An 18,302-nucleotide genomic window follows, 5' to 3' on the forward strand; every position below is an offset into this window, starting at 1 on the left:
GGCTCCGGGCGGCTCAGGGGCGGTGATCAGGCATGCGACGGAACGAACTCGACACGCCGCTCGCTCGGTGAGTGACCCGTCAGCGTGACGGTGGGCCCGTGGGTGGGCAGGTGAGGGTCGGGGAAGCCCGGGTCGACAGGATGCAGCGTCTCGGTACGGCGGTCGACCGTGCGGTACTCCGGCGGGAAGGGGGCGCCGGCCGCGATCTGCTGCTCGTAGAACCCCAGCCACTTGGCCCCGTCGAAAGCCGCAGCGGCGATGACACGGCCGCGGAACCCGTACACCGCGACGAACCGCCCCTCGGCGAGCGTCCCCTGGGCGACGACCAGTTGGTCGCCCAGCGAGGGCACACCCACCGACTTGATGTTCACGCCGAACTGGGAGGACCAGAACATCGGCAGCCACAGGTGCGGACGGCGGTCCGGACCGGCGCAGATCATGTTGTGGGCGGCGATCTCGGCCTGTTCGACCGCGTTGCCCCAGTGCTCCAGCGCCAGGAACTGATAGTCGAACAGCGGGTGGGGGCTGCGTGCGACGTCACCGGCGGCGTAGATGTCGTCGGTGACGATGCCGTTGACGTCGAACACCCGGCACCCGGCGTCGCACGCGATGCCCCGGGCACCCGCGGCCACTCCCGAGCCGGCGAGCCATTCGGTGTTCCGCACGGCACCGAGCGAGACGACCGCCACCCCCACGTCGATCGCCGAACCGTCGGACAGATGGGCGCGCCTGAGCCGCCCCATGTCGTCGCCCTCCAGGGCGGTGACACTGATACCGCAGCGCAGGTCGACTCCCTTCTGGCGTTGCAGCCGGTCCGCGACCGCGCCGATCACTCCGCCGAGCGCGCCCACCAGCGGCGCAGGGCCCCGTTCGGCGACCGTGACCTGAAGGCCCAGCTCCCGGCAGGCGGAGGCGACTTCGGAGCCGGTGAAACCGGCGCCGATCACCAGCACCCGGGACACGCCCCCGGCCAGCTTCCGCTTCAGGCGTGCGGAGTCGTCACGGGTCCGCAGCACGAACACCCCGTCCAGCGCGGCCTCATCGGGGTGGAACCAGGGCCGCGCTCTGGTCCCCGTGGTGATCAGCAGACGGTCGTAGGGGACGGTGTCACCGTTCGCCAGGCGTACCTGCTTGGCGTCCCGGTCCAGCCCCTCGGCGGCGACGCCCAGACGCCATTCGGCGTCGATGTCCCGCCGCCGCGGAAGCGCGGTGTCCTCCGGCAGTGCCCGTCCGAGCAGCGCCTGCTTGGACAGCGGCGGCCGGTCATAGGGCTCGTACGGCTCGTCGCCGATCATGGTCAGCGATCCGGTGAAGCCCTGCTCGCGCAGAGTCTCCGCCGCGCGCAGACCGGCCAGCGAGGCACCGACCACGACAATGCGGCCCTGGCGCCGCAGGACCTCGACGTCCGTGTCAGCCGACATGGGGCTCCACCCGCTTCGTCGGCTCATCGGAGTAGTCGACCAGGATGGCCTGGACCGGGCAGGCGGCCGCAGCCTTCTCCACCCGGTCACGCTGTACCTCGTCGAAGCGAGGGGAGAACAACAACGCCTCCTCCCCGTGCAGGGAGAAGACGTCCGGGGCGAGGAAGACGCACTGCGCGAATCCCTGGCACCGGTTGAGATCGACGACAAGCCTCATCTGGTACCCGCTCCCTGCTCGGGCCGCGGTCTTCCCCGGCGCGTCAGCGGCCTGCGCCGCGAGCTCCGCAGCTCTTGCGCTCGGTCCACCCGATCGGATGGCGTACCTCACCTTCAGGATCGACTCCCGCGGAGGGGCTCGCAAACCGGGAGGCGGCGGCTTCGGCAGCAACCTCGATCGAGTGGGATCGGTTGGTTCCTGCCGGTCGGGCAACGTCTCGTTCGGGGTGAAGGAGGGACGGTGTTTTGTGTCCGCCGCGTGGTCGAGGGGGCTGCATGGGGCGTTGGCCGCGGCCGGCGCTTCGCGTCCTCACCCAGCCGTGACCTTCAGGTATTACGGCGGTCGTCCATGTGAATGTCCAGATCTGGCCACGTCATGGCAAGACGCTTCAACTGCCCCTCCGTCGACACCCTCACCGAACGCAACGGCTCATCCGGCCTGAAGCGGACAAGGGTCCCGGTGGTGCCGTCGGCCTGGACAGGCTCCAGGCCGGTCACCGGAACGCCGTGTTCGTAGCGTTGGGTCCAGGCCCCATTGAGGCGGCGGTTGGTATGGACGAGCCATTCGCTGAGCGCTGCCACGACGGACATGCCGCGACGAGGACGGCCATCCGGAAGCAGTTCCGCGTCCGCGAAGTCGAAGAAGCGAAGATCCTTTGATGCCATGACTGGCTTCTTCACCACCTGGCCGTGCCCGTCCATCCGGGTATCGGTGCCCCGCCCGTCATCCGCCACGGAAAAGGAGTCATCCGGATGGAGAGTGACGAGGCAGCGTCCTCCGTCCCTGCCCGATGCCTCATCGGCGGCATGGGCAAGCACCTCAAGGACAAGGTGCCACGGGCCGCCGGGCGCGAAATTCTCCGGACTCCGTCTGATGTGGGCCAGATGATCGAAATCGACGGCACTGGACCAATCATGCGTGGTGTTGACCCAGGAACCCCTCGAGACGTCCATCAGGCAAGTATCCGACCGGCTCATGCCGGCCCGGCGGACGGCTCCCTCAAGAACCGCCACCTCCTGGTGCACCCGGCCCCGAAACATGGTCCCTTGCCGGCGCATCAGAGCGATTCAGCCGTCGCCGTAGGCGTCTCCTCCTGCGCGGGCGCACCGCGGCCTATGGTCAACGACCAGCGCACCGAAGAGGGAGCCTCGACGGAGACGACACCGCTGCGGTCCACTCCGCCGACAGCCACCTGGTTGTAGGTGGTGCTGACCTGGTCGTCGAGGCACTCCAGCGGGAAGGAGACGTGCGCGGACCGCACGGCGACCTTGATCTTGCCCGTGCCTCGGCAGCGCACCGCGACGATCAGCGCGTCCCCCTTCTTGCCCTTGCCGTAGGCGATGCCGGCGTTCCCGGTAGTCGCCTTCTGCCGGCCGGCCAGTGTTTCATCGGCGTCCAGCTCCGGAGGGACCTGGACCGAGGGTTGCGCGGTGCCGCCCGGAGTGGCCGTCCCCTCAGCCGAGCCCGGCTCGGAGGAACGTGCGGACCGAGAAGGCTTCTTGGCTTCGGAGTGATCCGAGGTACAGCCAGTGAGCGGAGCGAGCAGCACCGCACACGCGATGCTCAGTCCTGCGAGGGTTCGGAGGGACATGTCAGTTCTCCCAGGTCGCTCAGCCGACGCGGTGCGGGGTGCGGGGTGCGGACGGTCGCGTCCCGACCGTTCCCTCACCCATGGATGACGGGATCATGCCAGCGCCGAGAGGCGGACTGCCGGCTTCCGTGAATCCTCTGAGCAAGACATGAGGTTCATCGAGGCCGCATCGGCGGCCCCGGTGAACCGACATACGAACCGGGTGCCTTGACGTGCGGTCGCCGGCGGCGGCATCTCGTCGATCGTCAGTGCAGGACGCCACCGGGTGTACCCCCTGCTGACGGACTGGTGCGATGTGGCGCCGCCTACGGTCCGACGCCCGAGGACCGCAGACGGAGCGTGGCAGCCCCTGACTGTCGGCCCCTGTGCGCGCGGGCGACCCCCGCGGCGCCCACGACTTCAGTAACGGCGGCCCACCCAGGCCGGCGCTGGGTTCTTTCGGAATCTTCCGGCACGGGGCGGTAATCCGCTGGTTCGAGGGTTTCGGGCAAATACCTCAGCAAGTGCACCGGTGAGGACCGCCGCAAGCATCATTACGGCGAGAAAAGAGCCTTCAGGACAGGGGCTTCTGCTCCGTCAGCCGAGACGGTTGTTGCCCTGGCCCGTGTGCTGTGCCTTGCGGAGGACGAACTGCTGGGACTCCAGCGCACCGCTACCGAGGAAGCCGGCTCTGTGCCCGGCTCGTACCAGGCTCCGGGCAGGCGGATCGGCGACTGGGATCCGCACGACCTGGAGGTCCACGCCGCCGGCTTTACCCAGAGCAAGCGTGACTCGGGCGCCGTACCGCGCGTACCGCCCGGATGCCGGCCACACGAACGCCCTGGTCATCCTCATGCAATTGCGGGAGAAAGACGGTGACGTGGAGGGGGCCGGATCCATGCTCCGTCGAACCGCGGATTTCGGCGATGCCTGGCGGTTTTCCCGAGACGGTCGGTGGCCATATGGCCTGGATCCGGATGGCACGCCGACCCAGCCCTGCTGGAAGGCCATTCCGCGGCTGGCTCCAGTGCCCGAACAATTCAGCGTGCGTGCGGCTCAAAGGACCCCTACGGTGGATGGGCAAGCCAAGAAGGGGCTGGTACGTGGGTGCCCTGTTCGATCGGTGCCGCGTGCCTGTTTCGCACAGCACGAGAAGGCGGTCCGGAGATGCCTACGACGCCCGACGCACCTGTTCTCGACACGCTCGCCGCCATGACCATCGACTCGATCGAGCGGTGTGGCATGGATGACGCGACGCTCATCCTCACGCGCATCGCCGCACTGGCGGCCATGGACGCGCCGGCGATCTCCTACCTCGCCCACGTCGACCCTGCCATCAAGGCCAACCTGACGCTCGAACAGGTCCAGGACGTTCTCGTGGCGATCGCCCCCGTCGTCGGCACGGCACGCGTGATGGCGGCAGCAGGTCACATAACCGAGGCGCTCGGCTTCGCCGTCGCAGTGGCCGAGTCCGATGCCGAAGCAATGGCCAAGGCCGAGACCCAGAGCCGCAGCGGGTCCTGAGCGGGCTCGGGGCCGGGGCTGGGAGCCATCTGGCTCCGGCGTCAATGGGCAGGTCACCCCTTTCCCGGGGTGCGGGTGATGTGTGCGCGGGATACGCTTCTGGCAGGAAAGCCAGGTTCTCTCGGCGGTTTTGCAAACGCCAAGCGCCAAGTGCCCATCGCCTGATTCGCGGTGATCAATTCTTTCTGTGGAGACCCGACGAGCGCGGTGCATTCCCTTTGCGCTTCTCGCACGGTGCGAGAGGGCGGGCAACGGCCGAATCCCTTGTATCGAGCCTATGTCGCGCTGTGCGCGCCGGAGTGGCGCCGGCTTCAGGGTCCGCAGATCTGCAGTCCCTGATGTGGAGGTCGGGATGAGAGTTGTCGTTGATCTTTCCCGATGCGAAGGGTACGCGCAGTGCGCGTTCCTGGCTCCGGACGCGTTCCGGATGCACGGCGAGGAAGCGCTGATGTACGACCCGAACCCCGACGACGCCCGGCGCGACCAAGTGCTGCGCGCCGCAGCGGCCTGCCCGGTCCAGGCGATTCTGGTCGACCAGTTGGAGGGGCGCGAGGCGCCCGTGGAGGCGTCGCCGTCATGACCAGCGCCGACATCCTGCGAGCGTTCAAGCGTGACGGCCGCATCGTGATCGTCGGGGCGTCACTGGCGGGCCTGCGGGCCGCGGAGGCGCTGCGCGACGAGGGCTTCACCGGATCGTTGACGATGATCGGTGACGAGCTGGGCGAGCCCTACGACCGGCCTCCCCTGTCCAAGCAGGTACTGACCGGGTGGGTGCCGGCCGGGGGCACGCTACTGCCGCGACGTCGTGACATCAATGCGGAGTGGCTGCTGGGCGTGCCCGCCAGCGGGCTGGACCTGGCGACCAACCATGTGCGCCTGGCCGACGGACGCGAGGTGCCCTTCGACCGGGTGTTGATCTCCACCGGGGTACGGGCCCGTCCTTGGTTCGTCGAGTCCGAGGCGGCCCTGGAGGGTGTGTTCGTCGTACGGACGCGCGAGCACGCCGAAGGCCTGCAGCGAGCCCTCGCCGCCGGACCCTCCCGTGTGCTGGTCATAGGTGCGGGATTCACCGGCTCCGAGATCGCCTCCATCTGCCGCGAGCGGGACATCCCGGTGACCGTGGCCGAACTCGCGCCGGCCCCGCTGGTCGGGGCGCTCGGCGCCATGGTCGGTGAGATCGCGGCGGACATGCAGCGCGCTCACGGTGTCGACCTGCGGTGCGGTGTCAAGGTCACCCGGCTGGAGGGCGACGCGCAGGGGCGGTTCCGCCGCGCTCACTTCGACGACGGCAGCACGATCGACGCCGACGTGGCGGTGGTGGCACTCGGAGGCATCCGCAACACCGAGTGGCTGCGGGACTCGGGCCTGGCAGCTGGTGTCTGGGGCATCGCCTGTGACACGGGCTGCCGCGCCCTCGACCTCAACGGCCTGATCACCGACGACATCTTCGTCGCCGGTGACGTGGCACGCTGCCCCAACCCGATCTACGAGTACCGGCTCATCTCGCTGGAGCACTGGGCCAACGCCGTGGAGCAGGCCGAGGTCGCGGCGCACAACATGGTCAGCGCCCAGGCGGACCGCTGGCCCCACCTGTCCATTCCGGTGTTCTGGTCGATCCAGTTCGGCGTCAACATAAAGACCGTCGGCGTGCCGACCTTCGCCGACGAGGTGGTCGTCACTCAGGGTTCGGTGCCCGACCACCGCTTCGTCGCCGCCTACGGCTACCGGGGCCGCGTCACCGCGGCAGTCAGCTTCAACAACGCGAAGTGGCTCGACCACTACCGGAAGTTGATCGAGACAGCCGCACCCTTCCCGCCGCCCTGCCCCACGCCGGACCAGCCTGCCGACACGAAACCGGTGCCCGTCGACTTCCCGGGCCCCACCCTGCTCGCCCAGGGAGCCACGGTGGTCGTCACCGGACATGACCCGGGTGAGCGGCGCGTCACATCGGCGCAGCAGCACCGGTAGGAGGGAAGGCGAGATGACCACGACCGAGACGCCCGACACGCTGCGCCGGATCCTCGACTACTCCTCCCGGGCCGACCCGTACCCGCTGTACGCCGAGTTGCGCAGGACGCCGGTGGCCCGTCAGGAAGACGGAAGCTTCGTCATCAGCACCTACCGCGAACTCGCGGGCATCCTGCACAACCCGCACCTGAGTTCCGACGTCCGCAACCTGTCGCATCCGATGGCCGCAGTCCAGGCACGTAGCACGCCGGCGTTCATCAACCTCGACCCGCCCGAGCACGACCGCCTGCGGCGCATGGCGATGCGCCACTTCGGCCCCCCGCACACCCCGGGGCTGGTGACGGGCATGGAACCCGACCTGACAGCCACCGTCAGCAGTCTGATCGACGGCTTCGCGGGCAAGGAACAGATCGACATTGTCGACGACTTCGCCTACCCGTTCCCCGTCACCGTGATCTGCCACCTGCTCGGCGTGCCACGCGAGGACGAACCGCGGTTCCACCTGTGGGTGAACGCCATCATCGACTCGATCGACTACAACCCCAAGACCGACCCGAAGGAGAAACTGGACAACGGGGTGCAGGCCACCAAGGACTTGCGTGAGTACCTCGGCGGACTGCTGGAGCAACGCCAAGGCCGGCCCGGTGACGACCTGTTGTCACGGCTGGCCAACGATGACGGGCCCGACGGGCGGATGACCGACGAAGAAATCGTCAGCACCGCCAACCTGCTGCTGATCGCGGGCCACGAGACCACCGTCAACCTCATCACCAACGGCATGCTGACACTGCTGCGCCACCCAGAGGTGCTGCAGCGACTGCGCGACGAACCGGACCTGGTCGTCCCGCTGGTGGAGGAACTGCTGCGCTACGAGCCGCCGGTGCACATCATCCCCTGGAGGGCGGCGTACAGCGACATCACCGTCGCCGACACCGTCATCCCCAAGGGCTCGCAGATCATGCTCATGCTGGCCTCGGGCAGCCGCGATCCGGACCGCTTCCAGGATCCCGACCGCTTCGACCCCGATCGGCGTGACAACGAGCACCTCGGGTTCGGCAGCGGCATCCACCTGTGCTTCGGCGGCCCGATGGCCCGTCTGGAAACCCAGATCGCGCTGCGCGAGCTGGTACGCCGACTCGACCGGCCGAGGCTGGTCGCCGACACGCCGCCGTACCGACGCAGCCCCGTGCTGCGCGGTCCCATCCATCTGCACATCGAGCAGGGCAAGGGTTGACGCGACATCCGAGAGAACGGGCAGCGGCACTGGCCAAAGTCGTAGGCCTGTTCAGCGTCCAGCGGCCGGGCCGACGAGCCGGCCGGCCGCGCTGCCGGCCGTGACCGGCTCAGCGAGGTGATGCTCCGTCTTCCCGATCGCATTCCCGATCGCTGTCTGCAACTTCCGCACCTTCTCGTCGAATTCGGGATCAGTGGCTTCGACGTCCGGCAGAGGGGTCAGACCCGCCGAGCCCGGTCGCGACGCTCATCCCTGAACGCGCTCGGAGGCCGCCATGGGCAAAGCTCTCGGCGATGTACTGGGCCTGGCGGCTGGTGTCGCCGTGAGCCCGCTCCCGGTCGTCGCGATCATCCTTGTCCTGGCCACCCCGCGGGGGCGGCCCAACGGAGTGCTGTTCGCGGTCGGCTGGATGCTGGGGCTCTCGGCGCTGGGTGCGGTGATGCTGGTGATCGGGGGGTCCGCCGGTGCCTCTGCGAACACGCAGCCGGCCACCTGGGCAAGTGCCGTCAAACTCGCGCTGGGAGTGCTCCTTCTCCTGTTCGGCGCACGGCTTTGGCGCAAGCGCCCTGCCAACGCTTCCGAGGCGCGGCTGCCGAAGTGGATGGCTGCCATCGACCGCTTCACACCCGTCAAGATCTTCGGACTCGGAACGGCCCTGGCGGCAGCCAATGTCAAGAACGCTCCGCTGACCATCGCCGCGGGTGCCTCGATCAGTTCGAGCGGACTGCCTGTCGGCCAGCAGATCGCAACCCTGGCAGTCTTCGTGATCATCGCTTCTCTGGGCGTCCTGGCTCCGCTCGGGGTGCTCCTGCTCATGGGGGATCGGGCCAAGAGCGTGCTCGGCAACTGGAAGGACTGGGCCGCGCAACACAACATCGCCGTCCTGGCGGTCCTCTTCTTCGTCCTTGGACTGAAACTGCTGGGGGACGGCATCAGCGGCCTCACCTCTTAGCCCGAGGCCTCACCTCTGGGCCCGACCGTCGATCTCGCCACTGGCCGGACGGTTGCGGCTCTTCACCTGCGCGGTGCCAGGCGTCATCGGTGCCACCACGGGGGTTCACCCGGACGGGCTTCGCCGACTTCATGCCCGCCAGGCGGCTGACCCGCGTGGCGGGGCGAGGATTCGTCTCCCGAACAGTCCGCGCTCGCGACCGGCGCACGACTCCTGCCGCTTTCACCGACACTGCCGACCTGCCGCGACACTGATCCGTCGCTTCCTGCCGGACGTCTCACCGAGGCGGGTGGTGCGGCTCGGGATGCTCGGGCTGCTCGCGGGCGCGGGGGTCCTCATGGCCGCGCCCGACGCGGGCGCCGGGGCGGACATGGTCACTCGTCCGACATGGTCACTCGTCCTGGCGCTGTTCTTCACCTCAAGGGTCCCGACGAGCCGGACCCGCTCGACGTAGCCACAGCCGGCACGGCACTGCTGCCGGTGCGCGGCGGCTCCGGCCCAGCGCCGTGCATCGCGTCGCCGCCCTCGCGGTCCCGCCGGCGCAGCAAGCTCGGTGACGAGACTCCCTCACATGCCGCGCGACGCACCCGGGCGGGAGTCGGCGCTCCTGGGCTGCACCACACACAGAGCCCAGATGACGACTCCCGAGAACGCGATCATCAGGGTGGACCACACGGGGGAGTACGGCAGAGACAGGAAGTTGGCGATGATGATCAGTCCGGCGATGACGATGCCGGAGATCTGTGCCCACAATGCTGCCCGGAAGAGCCCCATGCTCACCACCACGGCGACGGCACCCAGGATGAGGGTGACCCAGCCCCAGCCGGTCAGGTCGAACTGGAAGACGTAGCCGCCCCTTGCGAGGAACACGTCGTCCTGGGCGATTCCCATGATGCCGCGGAAGATGTCGAGCACTCCGGCGACCATCAGCATGACAGCGGCGAAGAGCGTCAGCCCGACGGCCCACTGCTGCTTCCGGACGTGTGTCGTCTGTGTCGTGGTCATCTCTGCCTCGATTGGTTTCGTCCGATGATCGGGGAAGGTCAGGAACGGTGGCCCGGGGCGGCAGGGCCCATGGGGCCGCTGTCGGTCAGGACCAGTTCCTTCGCCCTCCGGAATTCGTCCTCCGTGATGTCGCCGTGTGCACGCATCTCGGAGAGCTTGGCGAGTTCGTCGGTGCTGCTGGGGCGGCCGCCCGCCGCCGTCTCACGGACGTAGGAAGCGAGCATCTGCTGCTGCGCCCGGGCGTGTTCCACATCGCGGCGGCCCATGCCCTTGCCACGAGCGAGGAGGTAGACGAAGACGCCCAGGAACGGCAGCAGGATCACGAACACCAGCCAGCCGGTCTTGCCCCATCCGCTCAGCGAGTCGTCCCGGAAGATGTCGAAGACGATCTTGAAGAGCAGGAAGAACCACATGATCCACAGGAAGAACCACAGCATGGTCCAGAAGGCGCTGAGCAGGGGATAGTCGTCCGCGAGGTACATCTGCGTGCTTCCCTTCTTCACCCTCCCGGGGCCTCACCCGGGTGGCGTTCTGCGTCCACAGTGCGCCAGGCGGGGGCTGGTGGCCTCACCCCGTCCGGGTGACCTTGCGGCGGGCCCCGGCTCCGGTCGCGGCCGGGGCCCCGCAGGGCGTGACGGGTCGCGACCGTTCCGTGATCAAAAGCGCCGTGGCGCGGCGCATCTGCCGTCGGCGGGTGCGTTGTTGCCTTTCGCACGAGGTGCCGAACCGGCAGCTGCGGTCCGTCGGCCGTGACGGTTCGTACTCACCTGAGCCGACGACGGCGTGCGGCGCCCTCGGCCGGCCGTGATCGGTTCAGCCGCCGCCAGAGCCAGAGCCAGAGCCAGAGCCGTAGCGCGCTGCGATGTCCTCGGACGTCGCCCAGCGGCTGTAGGTGGGTGCCTGAGGCCATCCCTCGGGGGAGTCCTGCCATTCCTCCTGCCGTCCGTACGGCAGGACGTCGATCAGCGCGAAGGTGTGGCTGAGCTGCTCGGTACCCCGACCGCTGGTGTGCCAGGTGCGATAGACGGTGTCGCCGTCCCGCAGGAACACGTTGACCGCGAATCCTCCGTCGGGCGGTGCGCCGACGTCGGCCCCGAACGAGCTGTCGGCAGTCGAGTACCACGCCATCCGGTTCCCGACCCGCTGCTTGTAGGCGAGTGCCTCCTTGATCGGTCCCTGGGTGACGACGACGAATCGCGCATCGTAGGCGTCGAGGAACTCCAGCCGGGTGTACTGCGAGGTGAACCCCGTGCAGCCCGGGCACTGCCATTCCTTGCCGGCGAACCACATGTGGTTGTAGACGATCAGTTGCCTCTTGCCTTCGAAGACGTCCGCCAGCCGAACGAGGCCGTCCTCGCCCTCGAGGGTGTAGTCGGGCATCTCGACCATCGGCAGGCGACGGCGCTCGGCGGCGATGGCGTCGAGCTCCCGTGTCGCGGCCTTCTCCCGGGCACGCAGTGCTTCGAGCCTGCGCTCCCACGTTGCGGCGTCGACGACGGGGGGTAGTGCGTGGGTTGTCATGATCCCTCACAGGGTCTCGTGCGCAGTTTCCGCTTGTGCGGAGGCAGACCCCACCGGGCCCCGGAACTCATCGGTCACCGACCGATCGGTCACCGGGCGGCGAGGCCGCAGGATGCCCAGAACCAGGCATCACCGCTGGTAGGGAAGGCCAGGAAGGAGAGCGAGCGCGGGACGGGAGGCGCTGAGGGCGGTGGTGGGTGGAGCGCTGTGCGCCGTGCAACCTTCCTCCCGTCTCACGAGTCTCCACGCTGTATGTCTGCCCGCACAGCGTGAAAGGTTCCCGTGCACCAGAAGAGTCCCGTCGCCGCCCGGACCGGCGGTGCCCTGTCCGCCGTCGTTCTCGGCAGCCTGCTGGTCGCCGCCCCGCAGGCGGTGGCCGCCGACGTCAGCTGCTCGACCAACGTCTACAAGCGGACGTTCTACAAGACCACCTCGTTCTCCGGCTCTCCGGTGCGGACCGACTGCGACAGCACCATCAGCCAGAGCTGGTCCGGCAGCCCGGTCTCCGGCGTTCCGTCGAACAACTTCGGTGTCCGCTGGTCGGTGACCCGCGACTTCGGCTCCGGCGGACCCTTCACGTTCACCGCCTCCGCCACCGACGGCGTCCGCGTCTACCTGGACGGCGCCCGCAAGATCGACCTGTGGAAGAGCACCGGTGACACCGCCCGCTCCAAGAGCGTCAACCTCACCGTCCCCTCCGGCAGGCACACCCTCCGCGTCGACTACGTGAACTGGACCGGCGCCGCGAAGGTCACGTACACGTACGCACCCCGGACCTCGGCCACGTACGACAGGACGAAGCCACTCGCCCCCACCGGCGTGAAGACCGCCTACAACACCACGACCCGCAGGACGACCGTCTCCTGGTCCGCCAACAAGGAGATGGACCTGGCGAGTTACTCCCTCTACCGGCGGCCCGTCGGCTCCAGCACCTGGACGAAGGTCACCACGACCACCGCCCGCAGCCACACCGACCCCCTGGTGAACCCCGACGACCGCACGCCCTACTACTACGAGGTCCGCGCCCAGGACAAGGCGGGCAACGCCTCGTCGGGCAGCACGGACACCATCGTCCGTCCACTGCCTGTGGTCACCTCCCTGACCGGCACCTACGACGAGGCGACCGGCAAGGTCACCCTGAAGTGGCCCCTCAACACCGAGCCGCACTTCGACCACTACACGGTGCTGAGCAACGACAAGGTGGAAGGCTCCTACGTCTGGGTCCCGCTCGGCACCATCAAGGGCAACACCTGGACCACCGGCCCCGTCACCGCCGACGGCGAGTGGCGCCACTACCGCGTCCTCGTCACCAACGACGGCGGCACCACCACCTACAACCCGAACTGGCTCGACGCCACCGCCACCAATGAGCTCTGGCTCGGCATCCCCGACGGCATCGCCCCCGCCTACGCCCCCGACCTCACCCTGGGCTCCTGCACGGGCGGCATCAAGGCGACGGCCACCGACTACACGCCGGCCCCGATCCGCGACTTCTCCGGCTTCGAGATCGAGCGCCGCGAGGCGGGGACGGACACCTGGTCGGCCGTCCTGCACAAGGGGTACGACCCGCGCTTCGACCCGGCCACGGCCACCGTCTGCGACCCGCTGCCCGCCGACGGGCGCACCTACGAGTACCGGGCCCGTACCTATGACGAAGCCGGGAACTACTCGCCGAGCAGCGAGATCCGTGCCATGACCGTGCGGGTCGGCTGACGGACGAGCAAGCGAACGCCGTCACCGGCCTCGTACCGGAAGGCCCGGCCCGGACCGCGTAGCCCGTACGCGCACGGGTCGTGGCCGCCCCGGCCATGGAGGGTCCGTCGTCCTCGACGCGTGGCCGCGCTCACTGGTCCACCTGCCTCCCACCGGCCGTCCGAGTCCGCCAGCAGGCCGTGGCCTCCGCGCCGAAGCCGGCCGCCACGAACACGACCGCCAGCGAGAAGAGCGGGCCGCTCTGCCACGTCACGCCACCGAGCAGAGCGGCCGCGCCGAGGGAGGGCAGAAAGACCGAGGCCGCGGTCAACCACCGCCCCTTACGGGCCTGGAAGACCGCAGACGCCGTAGCAAGCAGGAGGAGCAGCGCCGTCACTGCCACGGGTATCCACACGGCGGCAGTGTGGCATGGACCTGCCCATCGCGTGCCGGACAGGGCGGGAACCGGGCCGGTCGGTCGCGGTGCCCGGCGAGACTCAACCGGCCTCGGTGTCGCTCCCCGGGCCGCCGGCCCGGCGATCCGATCCGCCGGGCAGATCGGCGAACACACCGTGGAGCATGCCGGTGGCCTGGCCGACCTCGATGAGATAGCCGTCGGGGTCGCGCATGTAGCAGCGCAGTTCGGCCTTCCGGTCGAGAGGTTCCGTGAGGAACTCCGCGCCCTTGGCCACGGCTTGCGTGCAGAAGGCGCGAATGTCGGCGACACGGACGTTCAGGAAGCTGGAAACGGTGTCGCCGTTCTCCGGCGGGGACAGGGTCACATCGGGCTTGTCCGGGGTGGGTCCGCCTCCGGGGTTCATGATGATCCAGCTGTTGGCCACCTTCACGATGGCCGGGTTCTCCTTCAGCACGACCTCACCGCCGAGGATCTCGGCGTAGAAGCGACTCGATCTCACGACGTCGCGCACGGTCAGGAAGTGGGTGAGAACAAGCCCTTGCTCCGGTGTCGGCAGATCGCCAGGTGTCGTCATCGCTGTGACCTCTCGTGCTCGGACCGGCTCATCCCGGGTTCCCGCGCGACCCGGGAACAAACGGGACACCATCGCCCGCATGGTCGCCGTTTTCCCAGGTCAGGGGGTTCAGTCCCGCTGCTTCCCGACACCGCCGGTGGCCGTGCGGCCGTCCGAGTTGCCCAGGCGTCGTGCGGAGGTGAGCCTGCTTGTGGAGGGATCCGTTCCGTCCCGACCGCCGATGACGCCGATCCGGAAGGCACAGCGGTGACACAGCAGACGATGCACATGCGCCGAGCATGGCCGCAGCTCCGGGTGGCCGACTGGGCCGACACCAGAGACACCCTGCACATGTGGACCCAGATCGTCGGCAAAGTGCGCCTCGCGCACGCACCGCTGATCAACCACTGGTGGCAGGTCACGCTCTACGTCAGCCCCCGCGGCCTGACCACGTCCGCCATTCCGTACGAGTCCGGGGCCTTCGACATCGAGTTCGACTTCATCGGCCACCAGCTGTGCATCCGTACCAGCGACGGTGCCGTACGCACGGTGGCCCTGGAGCCCAAGCCGGTGGCCCGGTTCTACGCCGAGACGATGCGCGCCCTCGACGAGGTGGGAATCGAGACGCGGCTCCAGGCCCACCCGAACGAAGTGGAACCGGCGATCCCGTTTGCCGAGGACGACCGCCACTGCTCCTACGACGCCACCGCAGCCCACCTCTTCTGGCATCAACTGCTGCAGGCCGATCGCGTCATGAGCGTCTTCCGCTCACGCTTCACCGGCAAGGTCAGCCCGGTGCACTTCTTCTGGGGAGCAATGGACCTGGCCTGCACGAGGTTCTCCGGCCGCCCCGCCCCGCAACACCCCGGCGGCGCACCGAACTGCGGTGACTGGGTGATGGTGGAAGGCTACTCCCGGGAGCTGAGCAGCTGCGGCTTCTGGCCCGGCGGAGGCGAGGAAGGTGCCTTCTACGCCTACGCCTACCCGGAGCCCGATGGCTTCGCCGATCACCCTGTCACTCCGGCTGCTGCCTTCTACAGCAGGGAGAACGGCCAGTTCCTCCTGCCGTACGAGGACGTTCGCACCGCCGGCGACCCGGATGCCGCGCTCATCGCGTTCCTTCAGACGACCTACGAGGCGGCAGCCGAACGCGGACGGTGGGACCGTGTGATGCTCGAATGCGACCCCCAGCGCTTGCGGGAATTCCAGTGACGGCCGCCTGCCTGACCGGTCGCGGCCGAGACGCTCGCCGCGCTGCCTGGTCGCCGGCTCACCCGGACCGCCCGGTCGTGTGAACGGCGGGTCTCCTGATGCCCCTGCGCTGTTGCGGAGTGGCGTGACCCGGCGTTGGAATCAAGTGTGAGGCACTTTGGTGGCGCCGGGCCTGCCGGCCGGCCCGCTCCCGGGACGGGGGCCGGCCGGAAAGGGCTCAAGAACGACGCCCTGGGCATGTTCTCCTCGGTGGTCATGAGCCTGGCCTCCACCGGCCCGGCGTACAGCCTCGCGGCCGCGCTGGGCATCATCGTGGTGGGGGTCGGACTGCAGGCCCCGATCGTCACCATGCTGGCCTTCATCCCGATGCTGCTGGTCGCGTACGCCTTCCGGGAGCTCAACGCCAGCAACGCCGACTGCGGGACCACCTTCACCTGGGCCACCCGCGCCTTCGGCCCGCGCACCGGCTGGATGGGCGGCTGGGGCCTCATCGTCGCCAACATCATCGTCATGGTGAATCTCGCCGAGATCGCCGGTACCTACAGCTTCCGGCTGGTGGGGCTGCACGAACTGGGGGAGAACCGGCTGTGGATCACCGTGGCCGGCATCGTCTGGATCGCCGTGTTGACCGCGGTCTGCTACGTCGGCATCGAGATCTCGGCGGCTGTCCAGCGCTGGCTGCTGTGCCTGGAAGTGGCGATGCTCATGGCGTTCGCCGTCGCCGCACTGATCAGGGTCTACACAGACCCGCCCCCGACGGCGATCCACGTCTCCGCCTCCTGGTTCAACCCCTTCGAAGTGCCCTCCGCCAATGCCCTGACCTCGGGCATCCTCGCGGGGGTCTTCCTCTACTGGGGCTGGGACACCGCGTTCTCGGTCAACGAGGAGACCGTCGACAGCACGCGCATCCCCGGGCGCGCCGCGATCATGTCCACCGTGCTGCTCCTGATCATGTACGGACTGGTGTCCACATCGGCGCAGGCGTTCGCGGGAGTCGGCACGTCGAGCGTCGGGCTCGGCAACGCGCAGAACTCGGGCGATGTGTTCTCCGGACTGGGCGAGGCCGTGTTCGGGAGCCGCGACACGGGGCTGCTCCTGTCGAGACTGCTGATCCTGATGGTGCTGACCTCCGCGTTGGCCTCCGCCCAGACCACCATCCTGCCCCTGGCCAGGACCGTCTTCTCCATGGCGGTCCACAAGGCCGTCCCCTCCCGGTTCGCCCGGGTCCACCGCAGGTTTCTCACCCCGACCTGGGGCACCGTCGGCATGGGAGCGGCCTCGATCGTCCTGCTGGTCCTGCTGACGTCGTTCAGCCAGAACGTCCTGGCCGACTCGATCGACTCGGTCGGTCTCGCGATCGCGTTCCAGTACGGACTGACCGGCTTCGCCTGCGTCTGGTATCACCGCAAGGTGCTCACCCGCAGCACCAAGGACCTGGTCTTCAAGGGTGTGTTGCCCGGGCTCGGCGGGCTGCTCATGCTCCTGCTGTTCCTCTACGCCGCTTTCGTCGTCTACGCGAAACCCGGGTACGGCTCGACCACCGTCGACCTGCCGCTGATCGGACCGACCGGCGGGGTCACCGTCGTGGGCCTGGGCGCCCTGCTGCTCGGTCTCCTGCTGATGCCGGTGGTCACCCGTGGCCACGCCGTGGCCCTCAAACTCCAGCGGAGCCTGCTTCCGCGCCGCCTGCCCCGGCACGCCGCCGTCGACGCGGCGAGCCGCTACCTGCCCGCCGACAGCGGGTCCGGGGTGGGCGGCGACTGGTACGACGTCATCCCGCTGTCGGGCAGCCGGGTCGGCCTGGTCGTCGGGGACGTGCTCGGTCACGGTGTGCGCGCCGCGGCCACCATGGGACGCCTGCGCACGGGCGTGCGCGTCCTGGCCCGGCTGGACCTGAGCCCGGACGAGCTCCTGTCCCGCCTGGACGACCTGGTCGAGCAGACCGCGCACGAGCGCGGAGCCGGCCACGGCCCGGGCCACCGGCGACCGCAGGCCGACGAGGCCCTGGGCGTGACCTGCCTGTACGTGGTGTACAACCCCGTCTTCGGCATGTGCAGCCTGGCGCGGGCCGGGGACCCCGTGGTGGCGGTCGTCCAACCGCACACGGGCGTCGTCGACTATCCGGAGCTGCCGCCCGGACCGCCGCTGGGAGTCGGTGGCCCGCCGTACCAGAGCACGCAACTGGAGCTCCCGCCGGGCAGTCTCGTCGCCCTCTTCACGGACGGCCTCCTGCAGGCGGCCGACGAACGTGAGGGCGGGCTCGCGCAGCTGTCCCACGTACTCGCTGCCGACCGAAGCTCCCTGGAAGAGCTGTGCGACCGGGCGGTGGCCACCCTGCTGCCCGGGGCGGTGGACGTGGACGCGACGCTCCTCGTGGTCCGCACCCGCATGCTCGACCGGAACCAGTTCGCCCAGTGGGAACTGCCCCCGGACCCGGCGGTGGTGGCCACCATCCGCACCGCCGTCAGCAAGCAGCTCCGCGACTGGGGGCTGGACGACCTGACGTTCACCAGCGAGCTGATCGTCAGCGAACTGGTCACCAACGTCATCCGCTACGTCGGCGGCCCGATCCGGGTACGCCTGATCCGCGACCGGAACCTGATCTGCGAGGTCTCCGACACCGGCAACACCACGCCCAATCTGCGGCACGCCGCGAGCGACGACGAGGGCGGCCGGGGTCTGTTCATCATCGCCCAGATGACCCACCACTGGGGCACTCGCTACACCCCCACCGGCAAGACGATCTGGACCGAGCAGGACCTGCAGCCGGCGGACGGCCGGTAGGGCCTGTCCGGCGGATCAGGCCTGCCGCGAGCGCTCGAAGCGCCGGCCATGACAGACGATGACGAGCGCTCACCGGCTGTACCACGGCCACCAGGGCCTGCTGCGGGAGCCGTGGGGGGGGGGGGGGGGGGGCCCCCCCCCCCCCCCCCCCCCCCCCCGGGGCGCCCCCGGGCGCCAAAGGCGGGTTGGGGCGGGGGGGCGGGGGGCGGGGGGTGGGGGGGGGGGGGGCCC

At 69.1% G+C, this 18,302-nt stretch carries 18 protein-coding genes; 8 read left to right on the forward strand and 10 right to left on the reverse strand.

Annotated features, from left to right (window positions below; genetic code table 11):
* Nucleotides 1-26 precede the first annotated feature (26 nt).
* The 5 genes from ACIRU3_RS05605 to ACIRU3_RS05625 form a co-directional block, all read right to left on the reverse strand.
* Nucleotides 27-1,421, reverse strand: coding sequence for an NAD(P)/FAD-dependent oxidoreductase (locus ACIRU3_RS05605; protein ID WP_404051743.1), 1,395 nt, complete (start codon nt 1,419-1,421; stop codon nt 27-29).
* Complete coding sequence (locus ACIRU3_RS05610; protein WP_404051745.1) at nt 1,411-1,638, reverse strand: ferredoxin; 228 nt, start codon at nt 1,636-1,638, stop codon at nt 1,411-1,413. Before ACIRU3_RS05610 ends, ACIRU3_RS05605 begins: the two co-directional genes overlap by 11 nt.
* A gap of 326 nt (nt 1,639-1,964) precedes the next feature.
* Nucleotides 1,965-2,591, reverse strand: coding sequence for an ATP-binding protein (locus tag ACIRU3_RS05615; RefSeq protein ID WP_404051748.1), 627 nt, complete (start codon nt 2,589-2,591; stop codon nt 1,965-1,967).
* 104 nt (nt 2,592-2,695) lie between these two features.
* The gene (locus tag ACIRU3_RS05620) at nt 2,696-3,229 is read right to left on the reverse strand and encodes a hypothetical protein (protein WP_404051751.1); all 534 of its coding nucleotides are present in this window, start codon (nt 3,227-3,229) and stop codon (nt 2,696-2,698) included.
* A 576-nt stretch (nt 3,230-3,805) separates the two neighbouring features.
* Entirely contained in the window at nt 3,806-3,970 is a 165-nt protein-coding gene (locus tag ACIRU3_RS05625) for a hypothetical protein (RefSeq protein ID WP_404051753.1), read from the reverse strand.
* 405 nt (nt 3,971-4,375) lie between these two features.
* Between ACIRU3_RS05625 and ACIRU3_RS05630 the strand changes: the two genes are divergently transcribed.
* From ACIRU3_RS05630 to ACIRU3_RS05650, 5 genes are all read left to right on the forward strand, one after another.
* Entirely contained in the window at nt 4,376-4,732 is a 357-nt protein-coding gene (locus ACIRU3_RS05630; RefSeq protein ID WP_404051756.1) for a carboxymuconolactone decarboxylase, read from the forward strand.
* Between the two features lie 352 nt (nt 4,733-5,084).
* Nucleotides 5,085-5,312: a ferredoxin gene (locus tag ACIRU3_RS05635; protein ID WP_404051759.1), complete on the forward strand. Its 228-nt coding sequence runs from the start codon at nt 5,085-5,087 to the stop codon at nt 5,310-5,312.
* A complete protein-coding gene (locus ACIRU3_RS05640) occupies nt 5,309-6,700 on the forward strand; it encodes an NAD(P)/FAD-dependent oxidoreductase (protein ID WP_404051761.1) in 1,392 nt (463 codons plus the stop codon). The genes ACIRU3_RS05635 and ACIRU3_RS05640 overlap by 4 nt, the downstream gene beginning before the upstream one ends.
* A 13-nt stretch (nt 6,701-6,713) precedes the next feature.
* On the forward strand, nt 6,714-7,934 hold the full coding sequence (locus ACIRU3_RS05645; protein WP_404051764.1) for a cytochrome P450: 1,221 nt from the start codon (nt 6,714-6,716) through the stop codon (nt 7,932-7,934).
* A gap of 274 nt (nt 7,935-8,208) precedes the next feature.
* Complete coding sequence (locus ACIRU3_RS05650) at nt 8,209-8,886, forward strand: GAP family protein (protein WP_404051767.1); 678 nt, start codon at nt 8,209-8,211, stop codon at nt 8,884-8,886.
* Between the two features lie 567 nt (nt 8,887-9,453).
* On the opposite strand, the gene ACIRU3_RS05655 is transcribed toward ACIRU3_RS05650, so the two are convergent.
* The 3 genes from ACIRU3_RS05655 to ACIRU3_RS05665 all read right to left on the reverse strand — a co-directional run bounded on the left by ACIRU3_RS05655 (nt 9,454) and on the right by ACIRU3_RS05665 (nt 11,412).
* Entirely contained in the window at nt 9,454-9,891 is a 438-nt protein-coding gene (locus tag ACIRU3_RS05655) for a hypothetical protein (RefSeq protein WP_404051770.1), read from the reverse strand.
* A 38-nt stretch (nt 9,892-9,929) separates the two neighbouring features.
* The gene (locus ACIRU3_RS05660; RefSeq protein WP_404051773.1) at nt 9,930-10,373 is read right to left on the reverse strand and encodes an SHOCT domain-containing protein; all 444 of its coding nucleotides are present in this window, start codon (nt 10,371-10,373) and stop codon (nt 9,930-9,932) included.
* 331 nt (nt 10,374-10,704) lie between these two features.
* The gene (locus tag ACIRU3_RS05665) at nt 10,705-11,412 is read right to left on the reverse strand and encodes a DUF899 domain-containing protein (protein ID WP_404051776.1); all 708 of its coding nucleotides are present in this window, start codon (nt 11,410-11,412) and stop codon (nt 10,705-10,707) included.
* Nucleotides 11,413-11,694: 282 nt separating this feature from the next.
* Between ACIRU3_RS05665 and ACIRU3_RS05670 the strand changes: the two genes are divergently transcribed.
* On the forward strand, nt 11,695-13,125 hold the full coding sequence (locus ACIRU3_RS05670; protein ID WP_404051779.1) for a PA14 domain-containing protein: 1,431 nt from the start codon (nt 11,695-11,697) through the stop codon (nt 13,123-13,125).
* A 130-nt stretch (nt 13,126-13,255) separates the two neighbouring features.
* Here the strand turns inward: ACIRU3_RS05670 and ACIRU3_RS05675 are convergent, their stop codons facing one another.
* Nucleotides 13,256-13,519 (reverse strand): hypothetical protein, encoded by a 264-nt coding sequence (locus tag ACIRU3_RS05675; protein ID WP_404051782.1) that lies wholly within the window; start codon nt 13,517-13,519, stop codon nt 13,256-13,258.
* A gap of 82 nt (nt 13,520-13,601) precedes the next feature.
* Nucleotides 13,602-14,096, reverse strand: coding sequence for a VOC family protein (locus tag ACIRU3_RS05680; RefSeq protein ID WP_404051785.1), 495 nt, complete (start codon nt 14,094-14,096; stop codon nt 13,602-13,604).
* 261 nt (nt 14,097-14,357) lie between these two features.
* Between ACIRU3_RS05680 and ACIRU3_RS05685 the strand changes: the two genes are divergently transcribed.
* Nucleotides 14,358-15,287, forward strand: a complete 930-nt coding sequence (locus ACIRU3_RS05685; protein ID WP_404051912.1) for a DUF5996 family protein — start codon at nt 14,358-14,360, stop codon at nt 15,285-15,287.
* Between the two features lie 237 nt (nt 15,288-15,524).
* Complete coding sequence (locus ACIRU3_RS05690) at nt 15,525-18,071, forward strand: amino acid permease (RefSeq protein ID WP_404051788.1); 2,547 nt, start codon at nt 15,525-15,527, stop codon at nt 18,069-18,071.
* The last annotated feature ends 231 nt before the right edge of the window (nt 18,072-18,302 follow it).

It is taken from the genome of Streptomyces sp. NPDC101151, assembly GCF_044768335.1.
Classification (GTDB): domain Bacteria; phylum Actinomycetota; class Actinomycetes; order Streptomycetales; family Streptomycetaceae; genus Streptomyces.